The following is a 19769-nucleotide window of genomic DNA, read 5'->3' as shown; positions in this document are numbered from 1 at the left end:
GAGCTGATGACCCGTGCCAGCCGGAGAACACGAGTTCGTCGTCGTCGCCAACCGTCTACCCGTCGACATCACCGTCGCGGAGGACGGGTCGCTGGACTGGGAACGGTCCCCCGGCGGCCTGGTCACCGCGCTCGCGCCGATCATGCAGAAGAACGACGGCGCGTGGGTCGGCTGGTCCGGCAAGGTGGACCTCGAGCACGAGCCGTTCGACGCCGAGGGCATGCGGCTGTGGCCCGTCACCCTCAGCGGGGACGAGGTCGCCCGCTACTACGAGGGCTTCTCCAACGCCACCCTGTGGCCCCTCTACCACGACGTCATCGTGCCGCCGGAGTTCCACCGCACCTGGTGGAACACGTACGCCTCGGTGAACCGGCGGTTCGCCGCGGCGGCCGCGGAGGCCGTCGCGCCGGGCGGAACCGTATGGGTGCACGACTACCAGCTCCAGCTGGTCCCGTCCGTCCTGCGCCTGCTGCGGCCGGACGTGAAGATCGGCTTCTTCAACCACATCCCGTTCCCGCCGCTGGAGATCTTCACCCAGCTGCCGTGGCGGCAGCAGGTGGTCGAGGGGCTGCTCGGCGCGGACCTCGTCGGGTTCCAGCGGCCCGGTGATGCCGCGAACTTCCTGCGCGCGGTGCGCCGGCTGACTGACCTGCAGGTCCGCGGGCCGCAGGTGACGATCCCCGGCCGGTGGTCCCGTCCCGACCGCACGGTCCGTGCCCAGGCGTTCCCCATCTCCATCGACGCCGAGTCCTTCGACCAGCTCGCCCGGACACCGGAGGTGGTCGAGCGGGCGAAGCGCATCCGGGCCGAGCTCGGCAACCCGGACGTGCTGCTCCTCGGCGTGGACAGGCTCGACTACACCAAGGGGATCCGGCACCGGCTCAAGGCCTTCGGCGAGCTCCTCGAGGACGGCCAGCTGCGCATCCCGGAGGCGTGCATGGTGCAGGTGGCCAGCCCGTCGCGGGAGCGCGTGGACCAGTACCGGCAGCTGCGCGACGAGGTCGAGGTCACCGTCGGGCGGATCAACGGTGACTACGGCACCCTCGGCCGGGCCGCCGTGCACTACCTGCACCACTCCTACCCGGTGGAGGAGATGGCGGCCCTGTACGTGGCCGCGGACATCATGCTCGTCACCTCACTCCGGGACGGGATGAACCTCGTCGCCAAGGAGTACGTGGCCGCACGCTCCGACCTCGGCGGCGTGCTGGTGCTCTCGGAGTTCACCGGCGCGGCGGACGAGCTCACGCACGCGCTGACCGTCAACCCGCACGACATCGACGGCACCAAGGCCACCATCATGCGTGCCGTCGGCATGGAGAAGAAGGAAGCCAGGCGGCGGATGCGCGGGCTGCGCCGGCGGGTGCTCGAGCACGACGTCCAACGCTGGGCCGACGACTTCCTCGGCTACCTCGCCATGTCCGTGCCCACACCGCCCGAGATGGGTACCGTGGCCGCGCAGCCGACGACGCCGGAGCAGTCCACGGAGGCTGCGTCCGGCACGGACGGCAGGACCGCCACCCGGACCAGGAAGCAGGAGGCTCCGTGACTCACCCCGATCCCGAGACCGCGGACGGCACCATCGACGGCGACGCCGGCGTCCCGGGACCGGGAGTGAGCGCACCACTCTTCACCGCCCAGCTCGATCCCGGGCTCGACGAGGCCCTGCACCGTTTCGTCGCCCACCCGCGGATCGTCGTCGGACTGGACTTCGACGGGGTGCTGGCGCCGCTCGTGCTCGACCCGACCACGTCCCGGGTGCTGCCCGCGTCCGCCGAGGCCGTCGTGCGCCTCGCGGGGCTGCCGGACGTCGAGGTGGCGGTTGTCTCCGGCCGCGACGCCGAGGACCTCGTCGCGCTCGCCGACCTGCCGGACAAGACCCGCGTCATCGGGTCGCACGGCGCCCAGTGGGGACGTTCCGCCGTCGGGCCCGACGGCGCGGCTCGACTGGCCGCCGACCCGGTCGACCTCACGGAGGATCAGGCCGTGCTCCGGGCCGAGCTGCTCCGGGAGACCGAGGCGCTGGCCGCCCCGGTCGACGGCGCCTGGGTGCAGGCCAAGCCGACCGCGATCGTGGTGCACACCCGGCCGGCCGGGCAGGAGCAGGCGGAGACGCTGACGCGCCAGGTCCTCGACGGCCCCGGTGCCCGCGAGGGCGTGCGCGTCATCCTCGGCAAGGAGGTCATCGAGCTGGCGGTCGTGGCGGTGACCAAGGGGGACGCGCTCCTCGAGCTGCGCTCCGCCGTCGGGGCCGACGCCGCGCTCTACGCGGGGGACGACACCACCGACGAGGACGCCTTCACGGTGCTCGACGCGGCCACGGGGGACGTCCCGCTCAAGGTCGGCGACGGCGCGACGCGGGCCGCGTACCGGGTGGCGGACCCCGACGAGCTCTCAGCGGTGCTGCTCCGCCTCGCCGAGCTGCGCGAGCGGGTCCGCCCAGCGATTTCCCAGGAGACCGACACCTTCCCGTAACCCGACATGTGACAGTATGTCCCCGGCAGCTGTCGCGGGCATGGGTTCGCGGCAGCACGCTGTGTCAGTGCGGACACGCGACCTGGCACCTTTCACAACGGATCGTCCGGCACGTACCTGCCGGTGAAGGGATGTGCACCACCATGGCAACTGTCACCTTCGACAAGGCCACCAGGATCTACCCCGGGTCGGAGCGCCCCGCTGTCGACGCGCTCGACATCGAGATCGCCGACGGCGAGTTCCTCGTCCTCGTCGGCCCCTCCGGCTGCGGCAAGTCGACCTCGCTGCGCATGCTGGCGGGTCTCGAGGACGTCAACTCCGGGCGGATCTTCATCGGGGACCGGGACGTCACCGACGTCCAGCCCAAGGACCGTGACATCGCCATGGTCTTCCAGAACTACGCGCTGTACCCGCACATGTCGGTCGCCGACAACATGGGCTTCGCGCTGAAGATCGCCGGCACTCCGAAGGCGGAGATCCGGCAGCGCGTCGAGGAGGCGGCGAAGATCCTCGACCTCACCGAGTACCTCGGTCGCAAGCCGAAGGCGCTCTCCGGTGGTCAGCGTCAGCGTGTGGCTATGGGCCGCGCGATCGTGCGTCAGCCGCGCGTGTTCCTCATGGACGAGCCGCTGTCCAACCTCGACGCGAAGCTCCGCGTGCAGACCCGCACGCAGATCGCGTCGCTGCAGCGCCGGCTCGGCGTCACCACGGTCTACGTCACGCACGACCAGACCGAGGCGCTGACCATGGGTGACCGCATCGCGGTCCTCAAGGACGGCCTGCTGCAGCAGGTCGGCACCCCGCGGGAGATGTACGAGAAGCCGGCGAACGTCTTCGTGGCGGGCTTCATCGGCTCCCCGGCCATGAACCTGGGCGACTTCCAGGTCCAGGACGGCAAGGCGGTGCTCGGCTCCGCGACCGTGCCGCTCACCCGGGCCACCCTCGACGCGATCTCGGCGGAGGACGACGGCAAGGTGGTCCTCGGCTTCCGTCCCGAGTCGCTGAACCAGGTCCCGGAGGGCAACGGCGGCATCCCCGTCAAGGTGAACCTCGTCGAGGAGCTCGGCTCCGACGCGTTCGTCTACGGATCGCTGGCCGGCGACAAGGAGCTCGCCGAGCACCTCGGTTCCGGCGAGGACTCCAGCCAGATCATCGTCCGCGTCGACCCGCGCGACGTGCCGATGAAGGGCGACACGATCCACGTCCAGATCCGTGAGGGCGAGGAGCACGTGTTCTCCAACGCGACCGGCGAGCGTCTGCCCGCATAGTTCCCGCGTCGCGAGCGCGACACCGACCAGGGGCGGGTCCCACCGGACCCGCCCCTGGCGTTTCACCCGAGCCCTTCCCGGCTCGCCCAGGAGAACGACGATGGCCCAGCAGCTGCAGATCACCGCCGCTCGGGTGGACCCTGCCCTGCTCGACCTGCCGTGGGAGGTCCCCCTCGAGGAGTGGCCGACGGACGTCCTGGCCGCACTCCCGCGAGGCATCTCCCGCCACGTGGTCCGATTCGTCCGGCTCTCCGGGCGCGTCATCGCGCTCAAGGAGATCGGCGAGCGGGTCGCCTACCAGGAGTACGAGCTCCTGCGGGCGCTGGGCAGGCTCGAGGCGCCTGCCGTCCAGCCGCTCGCCGTCATCACGGGCCGGACCGCGCCCGACGGCGAGGAGCTGAACTCCGTGCTCGTCACCGAGCACCTCCAGTACTCCCTCCCCTACCGCGCCCTGTTCAGCCAGTACATGCGGCCCGAGACCGCCGGCCGCCTCATCGACGCCCTCAGCGTCCTGCTGGTGCGACTCCACCTGCTCGGCTTCTACTGGGGCGACGTCTCGCTGTCGAACACGCTCTTCCGCCGCGACGCCGGTGCGTTCGCGGCGTACCTGGTGGACGCGGAGACCGGTGAGCTGCATCCGTCGCTGACGCACGGCCAGCGCGGCTACGACGTGGACCTCGCCCGCACCAACATCATCGGCGAGCTGATGGACCTCCAGGCCGGTGAGGTCCTCGACGAGGACGTCGACGTGGTCGACGTCGGCAACCAGATCGTCGAGCGGTACGAGTCGCTGTGGTCCGAGCTCACCCAGGAGGAGTCCTTCGACACCGCCGAGCGGTGGCGGGTCACGGAGCGGATCAACCGGCTCAACGACCTCGGCTTCGACGTCGGGGAGCTGACGCTCACCACGGACGTTGGCGGAACCACCGTCTCCATCCAGCCCAAGGTGGTCGACGCCGGCCACTACCACCGGCAGATCATGCGGCTGACCGGGCTCGACGTGCAGGAGAACCAGGCTCGCCGCATGCTCAACGACCTCGACTCCTACCGGGCCGAGACGGACCGCCAGAACGACGACCCGGTGATCGTGGCGCACGACTGGCTGGACGAGGTGTTCACGCCCACCGTCCGTGCGGTCCCGCGGGAGCTGCGCCGCAAGCTCGAACCCGCTGAGATCTTCCACGAGGTGCTCGAGCACCGGTGGTTCGTCTCCCAGCAGCAGGAACGAGACGTGCCGCTGGCCGAGGCCATCGAGTCCTACGTCGAGAACGTCCTGAGGCACCGGCCGGACGAGCGATCCTTCCTGGACCGGGACTCCGTGGAGATGCCGGCCGTCGACGGGTAGCGCCGGAGACCGGATGCGGAGGGGTGGGAGGGGTGGTCGGGTGATCAGAGCACGTGCGAGCCTCGGTCTGACGAAGTTGCGGCGCCGGGCCGCCCTGGCGGCCGTCTGCCGGAGCGCCGGGCTCGACCCCGCCGGCGCCGAGCTCCTCAACGACTCGATCAACGTGGTCTACCGCCTCACCACGGCCCCGGTCGTGGTCCGGCTGCGCCGGGACACCGCCCGCGCGGCGGTCACCCGGCAGGTGACCCTCGCCCGCTGGCTCGCCGACGCCGGAGCTCCGGTGAGCCGGCTGCTGGAGACGGCCCAGCCGGTCACCGCACGGGGGTACGTCGCGACGTTCTGGGAGTCGGCAGACGCGCCGGAGGTCGACTGGCGCGTGGAGCACCTGGGCGTGGCCCTCCGCGATCTGCACGCGCTCGGCGACCACGAGGACCTGCCCGAGTGGGCACCGTTCACCACGCTCCGCACCCGCATCGGCCGCCCGGACCTGCCGGCCGGGCTGACGGCGGGTGACCGGCGCTGGCTGGCCCGGGAGGTCGCCACGCTGGAACAGTCGTACGCGGAGGTTGCTCCGACGCTGCGCCTCGGCGTTCTCCACGGTGATGCGCACATCGGGAACCTGCTGAGGTCAGTCGACGGCCGGCCGGTGCTGTGCGACCTCGACCAGGTGGCACGTGGTCCGCAGCTGCAGGACCTGGTGCCGACGGCGGTCAACGCGGCGCGCTTCGGCTTCAAGCGACGGCAGCGGGCTCTGGTTCATGCCTACGGTCTCGACGTCACCCGGCACGAGGCGTGGCCGGTGCTACGCCGGGTCCGCGAGCTCAGCACGACCACCTACGGACTGCTCAAGGCCGGCCACGCGCCGAGGTTCCGCGACCAGGCGTTCCACCGGCTGCGGACCCTCCAGGACGGCGACGACGCAACCCGGTGGGGGCCGTACGGCTGAGACCGCTCAGAAGCCCCAGGCGTGGTACGCGTCCACGCTCATCCAGGCGTCCATCCGCGGACGGTCACGGACGGGGTACTCCTCCAGCCCGTACTGCCGCGCGAGGCGGTCGATGCCGTTCAGGTCCGGGTCGTCCGACAACGTGACCGTCCCCTGCAGGCTGACGTGACGGCCCCAGTTCTCGTCGTCGAGCACGGTGAGCGAGACGCGCGGGTCGGCGCGCAGGTGCTCGAGCCGCTTGCGCCCGGCGTCCATGTTCAGCAGGACCCGACCGTCGTCCCACAGGTACCAGGTCGCCACGGACACCGGGCTGCCGTCGGGCCGGACGGTCGCCATGACCGCCGGGTTCGCTCGTTCGAGCACCGCGACGAACTGCTCGGGGATCGGTGGACGGGCCATGACTCCTCCTCCTGGATGACGGCGCATCGATCAGGTGCGCGGGCGACACGCGACCCACCAGCGACCTTACGACCGTGTGGCGTCCTCGACTACGCTCCGGCCCCATGAGGCGCCGGGGGGCAGCGATCGTCACCGTGTTCACGGTGGCCGCGTTCGTCGTGGCGTGCACCGACGACAAGCGGCCGGACGGCGGCGGCGCGGGCGGTGCCGGATCACGCCCCGACCCGCCACCGGCGGTGGAAACCCTCTCCGCCACCGGCACGGGGCCGAGCGTCGAGGTCACCTGGTCCCCGGTGGACGAGGCGATCGGCTACGAGCTCCTCGCCGGCGACCAGGGCATGGTCCTTCCCGTCGAGCTCTGCCAGAACGGCGAGTGCGCCGTCAGCGTCGACGCCGCCCGCGCCCCGGCCGGCGAGACGCTGAGCATCGCCACGATCGGCGAGGGAGACGTGCGCTCCGAGGTCACGGAGACCGACGTGGGGGGCTCCACCGAGCCGGCGGAGCACCAGGTGCGGGACCCGGACGAGGTCCTGCTCGTCGAGCAGGGCTACCCCCCGCGCACGGAGGTCGTGCCCGTCGCCGACCGGCGCGAGGCGGAGCAGGTGCTCGAGGAGGCGCGGGAGAACGCCGACGGCACCACGGTGCGCGAGGCCGGTTTCAACCTGCCCGGTCGGCCGCATGACACCGAGGGCGAACCCGGAGAGCCGTTCCCGACCTCGTCGACCACGTGGCAGACCCAGTACATGGGGTTCGAGGAGCTCCCCGGTGAGCCACGCGGCGACGGCGTGCGGATCGCGGTCCTCGACAGCGGTGTCAACGGGATCCATTCCTCCATCGGGGGCGCGCTGGGCCCCGGTATCTCGCTCGGCGAGGAGGGTGCCGACACCTACGACGCGTTCGGCCATGGCACCGGCGTCGCGTCGTTGATCGTCGGCCAGCCGGAGGGTGCGGTCCCCGGGATCGCGCCCGGGGCCACGGTCATGCCCGTCAAGATCTCCGACAACGAGGGCCACGCGGACCTCGAGAACGCGATCGAGGGCATCACGTGGGCGGTCGACAACGGTGCCGACATCATCAACATCTCGTGGGGCTGGGCGTGCGGAGGGCTCGGGCCGATCGAGACGTGCCCGGAAGGCTTCGAGGCGGCTGTCGACTACGCGGAGGCCAACGGCGTGGTCGTGGTCACGAGCGCCGGGAACAACGGACCGGCCGACCGCTGCCCCGACGAGTTCCCCACGAATGCGCCGCAGTGGCCCGCGGTGGTGGACCGAGTCATCTCCGTCGGCGGCATCACGCCGTGGGGCGACGTGTTCGACTGCAGCCCACGGCGCGGGGACGTCGACGTGCTCGCACCGGCCATGCAGCTGCTCGTCGCCCAGTCCGGCGGCGGCTACGAGGTCGTCGAGGGCACGTCCTACGCGGCCCCCCTCATCTCCGGGCTCATCGCCGTCATCCTCGCCGAGCACCCGCACCTCACCCCGGAGGACATCCGGCGCATGCTGCCCCAGTGGACGTGGGCCGACGGGAGCATCAACGTCGTCGCGGTCCTGGCCACCCTCGGGTACTACGGAGACGGGCCGGGCGATGTCGACGTCCTCGACGTGGACTGGATCTACCCGTACCGCGCCACGTTCTCCTTCGGTGGCGACCACCCGATCGCCACCGGGCTGCTGCCCCACGCGAACGACACCGTCCTGCACGGCACCCACTGGGGCTGGGCGCGTCCCGCCCCGCACGAGAGCCAGGACGGTCAGGTCCCGTTCGGCGAGATCACCGGCGCGATCTACGGCATGAACGACGGGAGCCTGCAGGCGACCGGACGGTTCGACTACACCACGACGGACGAGATCTGGCTCGGGACGGCGGAGGACGGCAGCTCGCACGGTCACGCCGAGTTCTGCCCGTGGTCGGCCCCGGACGGGTTCACCCCGGCCCGGGTGTACGGCTGGCCAGGTCCCGTCCGCGTCGGCGTCGAGGCCGTGGAGGTCGGCGCGGACCAGGCCGAGATCGGCCTGACGTTCTCACCCGGGCTCGGGGCCACCGTCGAGCGGGCCGGGCACATGCCACCGCCGACCTTCGTGCGCAACAGCATGGACCTGTGCCGCGGGGCGTTCGACGCCTACGCCGACCAGCCGCTCGTCGACCCGTTCCGGGGCACGCCGTTCAGCTCATACGCCGACGCCGAGGGCTACCTCCAGGAGCACTTCGAGACGAACGAGCGGATGACCGGGTACTTCTACGACTCCGCGCCGATGAGCGTCGACGGCATCACCCTGTGGTCCACCGGCGGCCAGCTCATCACCAACAACGGCCCGGACCCCGTGCAGCAGGACGGCGACATCACCGTCGAGATCGAGCGCTGGTCCGCCGCGGACGGCTGAACGTCGGGCCGGGTTCAGCCCGACAGGCCCTGGGCGTCCCGGTAGTAGGTGACCGCACCGGGGTGCAGGTCCACCGGCTCGGTGAAGATCGCCTTCACCGGATCCAGCAGTGTCGCTGCGGGCACGTCGGACGCGATCCGCCCGCCGGCGTCGAACACGGTCGCCAGCACCCGTTCCGCCACCGGCGCGGGAAGGTCGTTGCGAACCATGAGGACGTTCGGGACCGCGACGGTCGCGACGTCCTCGGTGAGTCCGTACGTGCCTTCCGGGATCCTGCCGTGGCGGTAGCCGCTGCGGTGCTCGGCACGCAATGACCGGACGGCGCCGGCCAGCGGCACCAGCCGGATCGGCACCTCGTCGGCCAGCTCGGACAGCCCCGGTGTACCGAGCCCGCCCGACCAGAAGAAGGCATCGACCTCGCCGCGTCGCAGGGCCGCGACGGACTCGGTCAGGCCGAGCATCCGCACGTCGACCTGCGAGCGCGGCAGCTCGGCGGCGGCGAGCAGCCGGTCCGCGATGACCGCGGTGCCCGAGCCGGAGGCACCGAGCGAGACCGTCCGGTTCCGCAGGTCGCGGACCGATCGCACCGCCGAGTCGTCGAGAACGACGAGATGGACGAAGTCGTCGTAGATCCGTGCCAGTGCCGAGACCTCGAGCGGCTCGTCGAAGTCGCCCACGCCGGCAACCGCGTCCGCTGCGGCGTCCACCGTACTGAAGGCGATGTCGGCCCTGCCGTCGGCGAGATCCTGCAGGTTGTCCACCGACCCGTCGGTCGGCAGCACCTCGACCTCGAGATCGAGAGCCGACGCCATCTCGTCGCCGAGCCGCTCCCCGTAGCCGTGGTAGATCCCGGAGGGGCTCCCGGCCGAGATGACCAGCGGATCAGGAAGCTCCTCGTTCTCGCCACGGTCACAGCCGAGGATGGGCGCCACCGCCGCCAACGCAAGCAGCGCGACGACGATTCTGCGTGGCCGGCTCACGCCGTCACCTCCCAGGTCGGAATGCGCAGACAGGCGAGCAGGCCGCCGTCGCGCGGCAGTCTCAGCTCGAGCGATCCACCGTTCGTCGCCAGAAGCTCGGCCGCGATCGACAGCCCGAGACCGGTGCCGCGCACGTCGGCATGCGACGGGCTGCGCCATGCGCGCTCGGTGATCTTCTCGAGCTCGTCCGGCGGGACACCGGTGCCGTGGTCGCGCACGGTCACCTCGATCAGGCCGCCGGCCGTGTCCACCGCCATCTCCACGGGGGTGCTGTCCGGCGAGTACTTGACCGCGTTGTGGATGATCGCGTCGAGTGCCGCCTCCACGGCCGTCCGGTTGATCATTGCCCACGAGGGCTCCAACGTCGGCGTGGTGACGGTGATCTCACGTCCCCCGACGAGTCGACGCCAGTCCTCGGCACGGTGTCGGACCAGCTCCTGCACGTCGACCTGCTCGGTCTCGTGGTCCGGCATCGCATCGTCGGCGAGCCGCAGCATCTCGTCGAGGGTGCGAGCGATCCGCAGCACCTCCGAGCGGACTTCCTCCACCTCGACGGTGTGTTCGGAAGGCAGCGACGCCTGCAGCTCGTCGATACGCAGCAAGGCGCCACTCAGCGGAGTGCGCAGCTCGTGCGAGACGTTCGAGACGAACTCCTGACGCCGCTGGACCAGCGTCTCCACCTTGTCCGCCATCTCGTTGAACCGCTCGACGACGCCGCCGATCTCGGGCGGCCCGACGGACGCCGGGATTCGTGCCGCGAGGTCCCCGGAGCCGATCTCCCACATGGCGGCCTCCACCGACCGGACCGGACGCAGCACCCAGTCCGCGATGCGCCCGGCGACCCAGCCCGCCAGCAGCAGGGCCCCGGCGGCACCGGCGATCAGCAGGCCGACGTGGATCCACGCATCGCGCGAGAGTGCGTCGGCGTCGGCGACGATGACCACCGCTCCGGCGACGTCACCGCCGACGAAGACCGGCTCCGCGACCACGACGTGCTCGATCTGCCACGGAAGCACGTGCCCGTGCGGGTGGCTCCGGCGACCGGCGAGCGCGGCCTCGGCCTCCTCGACGCCCGCGGCATCGAGCCCGTTGCTCGCCCACGTCTCACCCGAGGAGTCCAGGACCGCGGCGCCGATCCCGTACACCTCGCGGTAGCGCTCCAGGTCGTCGGACACGATCGAGGTGTCACGGTCCACGAGTGACTGACGCGCGACGAGGGCCAGGTACGCCGCATCACGCAGCCGCTCGAGGTGGGCCTCCTGCTGGTTCGCCTGCGCCACGCTGCAGGCGTACGCGAGCCCCAGCACGGCCAGAAGCGCCACGCTCGGGACATAGAGGAACTGCGCGAGTCGGCGACGCATCCGGCGCCGGCCTACTCGGTGGTGGCGAGCCGGTAGCCGACACCACGCACCGTCTCGACCAGGGCGTGCTCGCCGAGCTTGCGCCGGAGGGACGCCACGTGCACCTCGAGCGTCCGCTCCAGACCCTTCCAACCGGATCCCCACACGTTGCGCAGGAGCCGCTCGCGCCGCACGACCGACCCGCGGCGCTGCGCGAGCAGGCCGAGGATGTCGAACTCCTTGCGGGTCAGGGCGACCTCGCTACGGTCCGGACGGAGGACCCGGCGCGTCGCCAGGTCGATCGTGACGCCGTCGACCACCACGGGGCCGTCGAGAGCCTCGTCGGTCTCCCTGCGCCGACGGCGCAGCACCGCCTCGACCCGCGCCAGGATCTCGCGAAGGTCGTACGGCTTGGTCACGTAGTCGTCGGCACCAAGCTCGAAACCCTTGACCCGGGCGTGGACCGGGCTCCGGCCGGTCGCCATGATGACCGGCGCGTCCGACATCTTGCGGATCCGCCAACAGACCTCGAAACCGTCCATGTCGGGCAGCCCGAGATCGAGCAGCACCAGGTCGGTAGCGGGCGTCAGGGTTGCCAGTGCGCTGGCTCCGTCGCGTGCCTTGACCACGTCGAAGCCTTGTCTGTCCAGTACTGCGACGAGAGCCTTCGATACCTGCTCATCGTCCTCGACCACCATCAACTGCATGCGCGCACTCCTCGAGTTCGTGAGGGGCACGCTCGCGGCCTGGTGGATCGGTTCGCATCATCTCCTACACAACTCCCAGGGTATCCAGGTCGGAGTGCCCCCACTCCGTGAGTGAAGCCGAACACATCTCGGGCGAAATGGCACCCCCCTGATCACCGCTTGAGGTGGATTTGAGGTCTATCTCACAGACCTGACCTCCTCGCACACCGGCGTGAGGGCCGCAGTCTGCCTGGTGACAGGAGCACTCACGGTCCCACCGCGCCGCGACATCACGCCTCTGAACTTGCTCAACTCGGCCGCAGCGGACCCGATGCTCGGGGAGTTCGGCCGCATCGTGGTCGTGCGTCCCGGGCTCCGGGAGGCCGGCGGACCGCGCCGAACCGATCGGCAACGCGGCCGCCGTGGTGCATGCCATCTGGGGGGAAGGCGCGACCATGACACCTGCACCTGCCGGCCTGACGTGTCGCCTCTGTGGGCGCGCGGACCTGCGGAGCGTTCTCGATCTCGGCGCAGCGCCGCCGTGCCAGCGATTCATGACGGCGGACCAGCTCGACGAGCCGGAGCCGGGCCTGCCGCTGCACCTCCGGCTGTGCGCCGACTGCCTGCTGCTGCAGATCCCGCCGCTGCTCTCACCCGCGGACAACTTCACCGACTACGCCTATTACTCCTCCTTCTCCTCATCGTGGGTCGCGCACGCGCGTCGCTTCGTGGAGCGGGCCGCCCGCGAGCTTCTCCCGGCGGACGCGTTCGTGGTCGAGGTCGCCGCCAATGACGGCTACCTGCTCCAGCACGTCGCCGCTCGCGGCATCCGGTGTCTCGGCATCGAGCCCAGCGAGAACTGCTCCGACGCCGCGCGCCGGCGTGGCGTGCCCGTGCACACCGCCTTCCTGGACAAGGCGACGGCGGAGCGCGTGCGCGCCGAGCACGGGCCGGCCGACCTCGTGATCGCCAACAACGTCTGGGCGCACGTACCCGACGTGGTCGGCTTCACCCGCGCGCTCGCCACCTTGGTCGCGGAGCACGGGAGGATCTCGATCGAGGTGCACCACGCACTGAGCCTGGTCCGCGACGCCCAGTTCGACACCATCTACCACGAGCACTTCCAGTACTGGACGGTGCTCGCGGCCGAGCGCGCCCTCGCCGTCGCCGGGCTGCGCCTGGTAGACGTCGAGCTGCTGCCCACGCACGGCGGCTCGATCCGGCTGTGGGCCGTCCCGGCGGCCTCCGACGTCCCGGTGAGCGGCGCCGTCGCCCGGGTGAGGCAACTGGAGCGGACCGCCGGGCTCGACACACCAGCCGGGTACCAGGGACTCGCCCCAGCCGTCGGGCAGATCCGGGACGGCTTGCTCCGCCTGCTGCTGGACGCCCGCGCCGCGGGTCAGCGGGTGGTCGGGTACGGCGCGGCGGGCAAGGGCCAGACACTCCTGAACTACGCGGGCGTGCGGCCCGATCTGCTCGCCTGGATCGCCGACAAGAACCCGTACAAGCACGGCCGCTACGCACCGGGGACCCGCATACCGGTCGTGGACGTCGACCGGATCGAGCAGGAGCGGCCGGACCTCATCCTCGTCCTGCCGTGGAACCTGCGCGAGGAGATCACCGGCCAGCTGTCCGGCGTAGGGCGATGGGGCGGCCGCCTCGTGTTCGCCCAGCCGCGGCTCACGGTCATCGATCCGGGCGCGGCTGCGATCGAGGGGGCCGCATGAAGGTCGTCCTGTTCTGCGGCGGCTACGGGATGCGGATGCGGGGTGGCAGCGAGGACCGGATCCCGAAGCCGATGCAGCTCGTCGGGCCGATGCCGCTGCTGTGGCACGTGATGAGCTACTACGCCCATCACGGGCACACGGAGTTCGTGCTGTGCCTGGGTTACGGCGCCGAGCACATCACCCGGTTCTTCCTCGAGCACAACGAGACCACGTCGAACGACTTCGTCCTGCGCCGGGGCGAGGTCGAGCTCACCTCGACGGACATCTCCGACTGGACGATCCACTTCGTGCACACCGGCCTGGAGAGCACGTTGAACCAGCGGCTGCTGGCCGTCCGCGACCTCCTCGCCGGCGAGGAGCTCTTCCTGGCGAACTACGCCGACGTCCTGTGCAACGCGCCGCTGGAGCCGATGCTCGAGCGGTTCGCGGCCCACCCGGACGCCCTGCTGTCCATGCTCGCCGTCCCGCCGCAGCAGTCGTTCCACGTGCTCGGCGTCGGCGAGGACGGGACCACGGTCACCGACGTGACGCCGGTGTCGCAGATGCCGCTCCGGGAGAACGGCGGCTACCTGATCATGCGGCCCGGCATCTTCGACTGGCTGCGGCCCGAGGAGGACATGATGGAGGACACCTGCCCGCGGCTGGCGGAGCGAGGCCTGCTGATGGCCCAGCCCTACGACGGATTCTGGAAGCCCGCGGACACGTTCAAGGAGCGCGCGGAGCTGGACCGCCTGTGGAGCTCGGGCGAGCGCCCGTGGGCGCTGCCGGGACAGCGCTGATGCCGCCGCGCGGGGACCGCGGCCGGCCGGGGAGGACGGAGGGACTGTCATGCGTGTGCTGCTGACCGGGAACCAGGGGTACCTCGGGACCGTGATGAGCGGGGCGCTGCAGGCCGCCGGTCACGAGGTGACCGGCCTGGACAGCGGGCTGTTCGCGGAGCAGGTGTTGGGGCCCGCCCCGGCCGACCCGCCGACGCGCCGCCGCGACGTCCGGGACGTGCAGGAGGCCGACCTGGACGGCTTCGAGGCCGCGATCCACCTCGCCGCGCTGTCCAACGACCCGCTCGGGTCGTTGGAGCCGGAACGCACCTACGCGATCAACCGGGACGCCTCGACCCGGCTCGCCCGGCTTGCCAAGCAGGCGGGCGTCCGCAGGTTCCTCTACGCCTCGACCTGCTCGGTGTACGGCGCCGCCGACACCACGGTCCCGGTCACGGAGGACGCCCCGCTCGCGCCGCTCACCCCGTACGCCATCAGCAAGGTGAGCGTCGAGGCGGAGCTGGCGAGGCTCGCCGACGCCGACTTCGTCCCGACGTCGCTACGCAACGCGACGGCATTCGGGTTCTCTCCGCGGCTACGGGCAGACATCGTGCTGAACAACCTCGTCGGCCACGCCGTGCTCACCTCGCGCGTGCGGGTGCTGTCTGACGGCACGCCCTGGCGGCCGTTGGTGCACGCCGCCGACGTCGCCGAGGCCTTCACCCGCATGCTCGACGCCGACCCGGCCGTCGTCGGGGCGCGCGCCTTCAACGTCGGCGACGAGACGAACAACCTCACCGTCGCGCAGATCGCCGAGATCGTCGTGGACGCCGTGCCCGGGGCGACGCTCGAGATCACCGGGGAAGCCGGACCCGACCCGCGTTCGTACCGCGTGGACTTCTCGGCCCTCCGGGCGGCGCTGCCCGGGTTCCGCTGCCGGTGGAGCGCCGCCGACGGCGCCCGCGAGCTGGTGGACGCGTACACCCGCCACGGCCTGACCACGGAGGGATTCGACCACGACTTCGTCCGGCTGGCCGTGCTGCAGCGGCAGCGTGGTGCCGGACGCCTCGACGACGCCTTCCGCCCCGCCGCCTAGTCCCCGGACGGCAACGGGATGGAGATCACCACCACCGAGCTGGACGGGGTGCTGCTGCTGACCCCGGCCGTGCACCGGGACGACCGCGGCCTCTTCACCCGGACCTTCGACGCCGCCGCAGCCGCCGAGCACGGCATCCACCCCGGACCCGACTGCCAGGACTCGCAGTCGCGCAGCGAACCGGGCGTCATCCGCGGACTGCACGGCCGCCGCGGCGACGGCGAGGCCAAGCTGGTCCGATGCGCCCGCGGCCGGATCCTCGACGTCGTGGTGGACGCGCGGCCGGGCTCGGCGACCTTCGGCCGGCACCTCGCGGTCGAGCTCGACGACGTCTCGATGCGGGCGCTGTGGATCCCCGCCGGGATGCTGCACGGGTTCCAGGTGCTCTCCGACGGCCCGGCCGACGTCTGCTACCGCATCGACCGCCCGCACGACCCGGGCGAGGACGTCGCCGTGTGCCACGACGACCCGGAGCTCGCGATCCCCTGGCGGCCGGGCACGGCCCGGCTCAGTCCCCGTGACGCGGCCGCCGGGTCCTGGTCCGAGCTCGTCGCGGCGCTCCCGGCGTCCCCGGAGTCCCCGGTCCGGCCCGAGCCGCGGACCTGCCGCGCCTGCGGCGCGCCCGGCGGCCCGTCGGACGTGGTCCTCGACCTCGGCGCGCAGCCGGACGCGAAGGCCTTCCCGCTGCCGGACGCCCCGACACCCCCGACGGCGCCGCTCGCCATGTGGTGCTGCACCCGCTGCGGCCTCGCCCAGCTCGCGGACGCCGGCGGCGAACCGCCGGGCGAGGACACAGCGGGTGAGGAGACACCGGGCGCCGAGCCGCGCGCGCTGCGCGAGCAGGCCCGGCGCGTGGTCGCCGACCTCGCGGCCGACGGGCTGCTCCCGGCCGACGGCGACCCGGCCGTGCGCGAGTTCCCCTCGCCGCACGGCGGGTCCTGGCTGCCTCTCCTGGAGGATCGCGGGCTGCGCGCCGTCGACGCTGCCGCGGACCTGGTGATCGACTCGTTCGGCCTCATGCACGAGCCCGACCAGGCCGCCGCGCTGGCCGCCCGCGCCGCCGCGCTGCGCCAGGGCGGGCTGCTGGTGCTCCAGGTCCACAGCCTCGCCGGGATCGTCGCGGGTCGGCAGTGGAACGACCTGCGCCACGGCCACTACGCGTACTGGTCCACCACGGCGTTGACGCGCCTCCTGCACCGCACGGGGCTGACAGCGGTGTGGGCCCGGTCCTACCCGCTGTACGGCGAGACGGTGGTGCTGGCGGCCCGGCGCGCCGTCGACCTCCCGGCGGACCATCCGGCACCGTCCGAGCTGACCGCCCTGCTGGCGGCCGACGAGCGGGCGGGGCTCACCACGCCGGGCGGGCTGCGCGTGCTGGACCGCGCCGCACGCGACGGCGCGCGTGCGCTGGCGGACCATCTGCGCGCCGCCCGCGACCGCGGGACGTCCGTGCTCGGGTATGCGGCAGCGTCCCGGGCCATCACGTTGCTCCGTCTCGCGGGCGTCGGTCCCGACCTGCTTCCCGCCGTCGCCGACGCCTCGCCGGACAAGCAGGGGAGGCTGTTGCCCGGCACCGAGATCCCGGTGATCAGCCCTGAGGAGCTCGTGGCGCGACGCCCGGACGAGGTCCTCGTCCTCCTCGAGGACCTCCTCGAGGAGCTCACGGACACCGTCCCCGAGCTGGCCGGCCGGCTGGTTGCCCACCGGCCGGACTCCCCGACGATCGGCGCTCCGAGCCGGCACGTGCGCCGGTTCACCGGGTCGACCGCTGCCCAGCGGCGGCTGCACACGCTCGTGCCGGGCGGTGCGCACACCTATGCCCGCGGCGAGGACCAGTACCCCGACGGCATGGCGCCTGTGCTGGTGCGTGGGCGGGGCGCGCTGGTGTGGGACGTGGACGGCAACTGCTACGTCGAGTACGGCAGCGGCCTGCGCGCGGTGACCCTCGGTCACGCACACCCCGGGGTGGACGCCGCCGTCGCGCGAGTGCTGGGCGACGGGGTCAACTTCTCCCGCCCGTCCACCCTGGAGCTCGCCGCGGCCGAGGAGTTCCTGGACCAGGTCCCCGGTGCGGACCAGGTCAAGTTCGCCAAGAACGGCTCGGACGTCACCACCGCGGCGGTGCGCCTGGCGCGGGCCGCGACCGGGCGCGACCGCATCGCGATCTGCGACCAGAGCTTCTTCTCGGTGGACGACTGGTTCATCGCGCACACCCCGATGGACCGCGGCGTCCCGGCGGCGTCCCGGGCGGCCGGGACCCTGTTCCCGTACGGAGACCTGCAGGCGCTCGAGGAGCTGCTGGACGCCCACGGCGAGGAGCTCGCCGCGGTCGTCATGCAGCCCGCCACCGCGACCGCCGAACCGCCGCCCGGGTACCTCGAGGGCGTGCGCGCGCTCTGCCGGCGCCACGGCGTGGTGCTGATCTTCGACGAGATCATCACCGGCTTCCGGTGGGCCGCCGGCGGGGTGCAGGCGCTCAGCGGCGTCACCCCCGACCTGGCCTGCTGGGGCAAGGGCATCGGCAACGGCTACGCGATCTCCGCCCTGACCGGGCGGGCCGACCTCATGGAGCTCGGCGGTCTGCGAACCGACCAGCCCCGCTCCTTCCTGCTGTCCACCACCTACGGGCCGGAGTCGGTGGGTCTCGCTGCGCTTCGCGCGGTGCTCGCCGAGCACCGCGACCACGAGCCACTGGCCGCGCTGCACCGGACCGGGGAGGAGCTTCGCAATGCCCTCACCGCCGTCGTCGCGGATGCCGGGCTGACGGACCACGTCAGAATCACCGGGCACCCGGCGTGCCTGATGTTCGCCACCCTCGACGCGGACGGCCGCCCCAGCCAGGCGATGCGCACCGTGCTGCTCGCCGGCCTTCTCACGAACGGGGTGCTCGGACAGTCGCTCGTCACCTCGGCCGCGCACGGCCCGGCCGAGGTGGACCATACCGCCCGTGCCTTCACGCGGGCCCTGCCGGACTACGCCCGGGCGCTCTCGGACGGCCCCGAGACGGTGCTGGCGGGGCGTGCCGTCGCACCCGCCCTGCGGTCGCTGGCGGCGCCGCGCCGCGTCCGCGGCTGACCGTGGGAATGTGCCGTTTCGCGGCGGATCGCCAAGATCAGAACTTCATCAACTGCGAGTACCGCGCGCCCGGGCCGCGGCTAGCGTGACGAAGGCAGGCCAGATCGGACGCAGGGGGTCGAGATGAACGGGTCGGGGGCACTCGGGCATCATCCGTTCAGCCTGCCCATCCCGGCGCGCACGCCGGGCCACCTCGAGGCGCTGCCCGAGGTCTCCGCCGCTCCTGACTGAGGGGTGGACGGCCGACCCCTCCCGGTTCTTGCCCCCACCGTCCGTCCTGGGCGGAGTTCACCCCCCAGTCAGGAGCCCATGATCATGCGAACACACCGCACGCGGGTCACGCGGGTGCTCTCGACCGTGTTGCTCACAGGCGCGCTGCTGCTCATGGGCGGCGCCGCGCACGCCGCCGCACCCTCGGACCTCGTCCCCGGCGTGGCCGGGGAGAACGGCCTGGTGGACAACGTGGTCGGCCCCGAAGGAGGGGTCCGTCGCACGGTCGAGAGCCTCACGAGCGGCGACGTCGGCGGAGCGGTCGAGGGTGTTGCCGGGGAGGATGGTGCGGTCGAGAAGCTGGTCGGGCCGGGCGGCGTGACGGACGGCGTCACCGAGGACGTGGGTGATGCCGTGGAGAACATCGCCGACGGCGACGCGGCAGGTGCGGTCGAGAACGTCGCCGGCGAGGGCGGCGTCGTGGATGACGTACTGGGGGACGACGGCCCGGCCTCCGACCCGGAGGAGATCGTCGACCCGGTCATCCCGGACGAGCCGCCGCGCGAGGTCACCCCGGACGAGCCGCCGCGCGAGCCGGATCCGGACCCGGGTGTGACCCCGCCCGGTGATCTACCCGGCCCCGGGGGAGGCACTGATCCCACTCCCGGGGGAGGCAGCGCCCCCGGCACGGACGACGGCGCGTCCAGCCGCCCGGCGGCCGGCTCCGGCGCCACCGACGGGCCGCCAGGCCATGCAGAGGTCCAGGACTGCGTCCATGACACCGCCGCGACCGCGAGCGGGTGGGCGGCCGCGACGGGCAGGGCCGCCGCCCACCCGGGCGACACCGTCGAGGTCACCGGGGTCGCAGACTTCGACCTCCTCGACGAGCTGGTCTCCGCGCCGGCCGTCGACGGCCACGTCTCCGCGACCGGCCCCGCGGCGAACCCGATCACGGTCGCACCGCCCGGCGGCGGTGACGTCGCCTACTCCGGCCTCGGGGTCGCCGGGCTCGCGCTGCTCGCCCTGCTGCTGGTGGCCGGCGAGTCGGGGATCACGCGCGCCGGCCGCTGAGTCACCTCGGCGAGG

Annotated in this window: 15 protein-coding genes; 11 read left to right on the top strand and 4 right to left on the bottom strand. The window is 72.2% G+C overall.

What is annotated here, in order from left to right; translation table 11 throughout:
• The first annotated feature begins 13 nt into the window (after positions 1 to 13).
• The 5 genes from ACFQQL_RS05145 (at position 14) to ACFQQL_RS05125 (ending at position 6031) form a co-directional block, all read left to right on the top strand.
• A complete protein-coding gene (locus ACFQQL_RS05145; RefSeq protein WP_382391921.1) occupies positions 14 to 1546 on the top strand; it encodes an alpha,alpha-trehalose-phosphate synthase (UDP-forming) in 1533 nt (510 codons plus the stop codon).
• On the top strand, positions 1543 to 2472 hold the full coding sequence (otsB, locus tag ACFQQL_RS05140) for a trehalose-phosphatase (protein WP_382391919.1): 930 nt from the start codon (positions 1543 to 1545) through the stop codon (positions 2470 to 2472). Before ACFQQL_RS05145 ends, otsB begins: the two co-directional genes overlap by 4 nt.
• A 143-nt stretch (positions 2473 to 2615) precedes the next feature.
• Positions 2616 to 3740: an ABC transporter ATP-binding protein gene (locus tag ACFQQL_RS05135; protein ID WP_382391917.1), complete on the top strand. Its 1125-nt coding sequence runs from the start codon at positions 2616 to 2618 to the stop codon at positions 3738 to 3740.
• A gap of 100 nt (positions 3741 to 3840) precedes the next feature.
• Complete coding sequence (locus tag ACFQQL_RS05130; RefSeq protein WP_382391915.1) at positions 3841 to 5085, top strand: DUF4032 domain-containing protein; 1245 nt, start codon at positions 3841 to 3843, stop codon at positions 5083 to 5085.
• A 40-nt stretch (positions 5086 to 5125) separates the two neighbouring features.
• A complete protein-coding gene (locus ACFQQL_RS05125; protein WP_382391913.1) occupies positions 5126 to 6031 on the top strand; it encodes a phosphotransferase enzyme family protein in 906 nt (301 codons plus the stop codon).
• A gap of 6 nt (positions 6032 to 6037) precedes the next feature.
• Here the strand turns inward: ACFQQL_RS05125 and ACFQQL_RS05120 are convergent, their stop codons facing one another.
• Positions 6038 to 6430, bottom strand: a complete 393-nt coding sequence (locus ACFQQL_RS05120) for a PPOX class F420-dependent oxidoreductase (protein WP_382391911.1) — start codon at positions 6428 to 6430, stop codon at positions 6038 to 6040.
• Positions 6431 to 6534: 104 nt separating this feature from the next.
• Between ACFQQL_RS05120 and ACFQQL_RS05115 the strand changes: the two genes are divergently transcribed.
• The gene (locus ACFQQL_RS05115) at positions 6535 to 8811 is read left to right on the top strand and encodes a S8 family peptidase (RefSeq protein ID WP_382391909.1); all 2277 of its coding nucleotides are present in this window, start codon (positions 6535 to 6537) and stop codon (positions 8809 to 8811) included.
• A 14-nt stretch (positions 8812 to 8825) separates the two neighbouring features.
• On the opposite strand, the gene ACFQQL_RS05110 is transcribed toward ACFQQL_RS05115, so the two are convergent.
• The 3 genes from ACFQQL_RS05110 to ACFQQL_RS05100 are packed head-to-tail and all read right to left on the bottom strand — an operon-like array spanning position 8826 to position 11838.
• A complete protein-coding gene (locus ACFQQL_RS05110; protein ID WP_382391907.1) occupies positions 8826 to 9791 on the bottom strand; it encodes a TAXI family TRAP transporter solute-binding subunit in 966 nt (321 codons plus the stop codon).
• Complete coding sequence (locus tag ACFQQL_RS05105; protein WP_382391905.1) at positions 9788 to 11152, bottom strand: sensor histidine kinase; 1365 nt, start codon at positions 11150 to 11152, stop codon at positions 9788 to 9790. Before ACFQQL_RS05105 ends, ACFQQL_RS05110 begins: the two co-directional genes overlap by 4 nt.
• A gap of 11 nt (positions 11153 to 11163) precedes the next feature.
• The gene (locus ACFQQL_RS05100; protein ID WP_382391903.1) at positions 11164 to 11838 is read right to left on the bottom strand and encodes a response regulator transcription factor; all 675 of its coding nucleotides are present in this window, start codon (positions 11836 to 11838) and stop codon (positions 11164 to 11166) included.
• Positions 11839 to 12293: 455 nt separating this feature from the next.
• On the opposite strand from ACFQQL_RS05100, the gene ACFQQL_RS05095 reads away from it, so the two are divergent.
• The 5 genes from ACFQQL_RS05095 (at position 12294) to ACFQQL_RS05075 (ending at position 19754) form a co-directional block, all read left to right on the top strand.
• Positions 12294 to 13544 carry a methyltransferase domain-containing protein gene (locus ACFQQL_RS05095; protein WP_465254022.1) on the top strand — a complete coding sequence of 417 codons (1251 nt, stop codon included), beginning with the start codon at positions 12294 to 12296 and terminating at the stop codon, positions 13542 to 13544.
• Positions 13541 to 14323: a sugar phosphate nucleotidyltransferase gene (locus ACFQQL_RS05090; RefSeq protein WP_382391899.1), complete on the top strand. Its 783-nt coding sequence runs from the start codon at positions 13541 to 13543 to the stop codon at positions 14321 to 14323. Before ACFQQL_RS05095 ends, ACFQQL_RS05090 begins: the two co-directional genes overlap by 4 nt.
• A gap of 49 nt (positions 14324 to 14372) precedes the next feature.
• Positions 14373 to 15398, top strand: coding sequence for an NAD-dependent epimerase/dehydratase family protein (locus ACFQQL_RS05085; RefSeq protein ID WP_382391897.1), 1026 nt, complete (start codon positions 14373 to 14375; stop codon positions 15396 to 15398).
• 18 nt (positions 15399 to 15416) lie between these two features.
• Entirely contained in the window at positions 15417 to 18473 is a 3057-nt protein-coding gene (locus tag ACFQQL_RS05080) for a glutamate-1-semialdehyde 2,1-aminomutase (RefSeq protein ID WP_382391895.1), read from the top strand.
• 309 nt (positions 18474 to 18782) lie between these two features.
• On the top strand, positions 18783 to 19754 hold the full coding sequence (locus tag ACFQQL_RS05075; protein ID WP_382391893.1) for a hypothetical protein: 972 nt from the start codon (positions 18783 to 18785) through the stop codon (positions 19752 to 19754).
• The last annotated feature ends 15 nt before the right edge of the window (positions 19755 to 19769 follow it).

The organism is Georgenia alba (assembly GCF_042665525.1).
Classification (GTDB): domain Bacteria; phylum Actinomycetota; class Actinomycetes; order Actinomycetales; family Actinomycetaceae; genus Allobogoriella; species Allobogoriella alba.
This window is presented reverse-complemented; position numbering and strand designations above follow the sequence as displayed.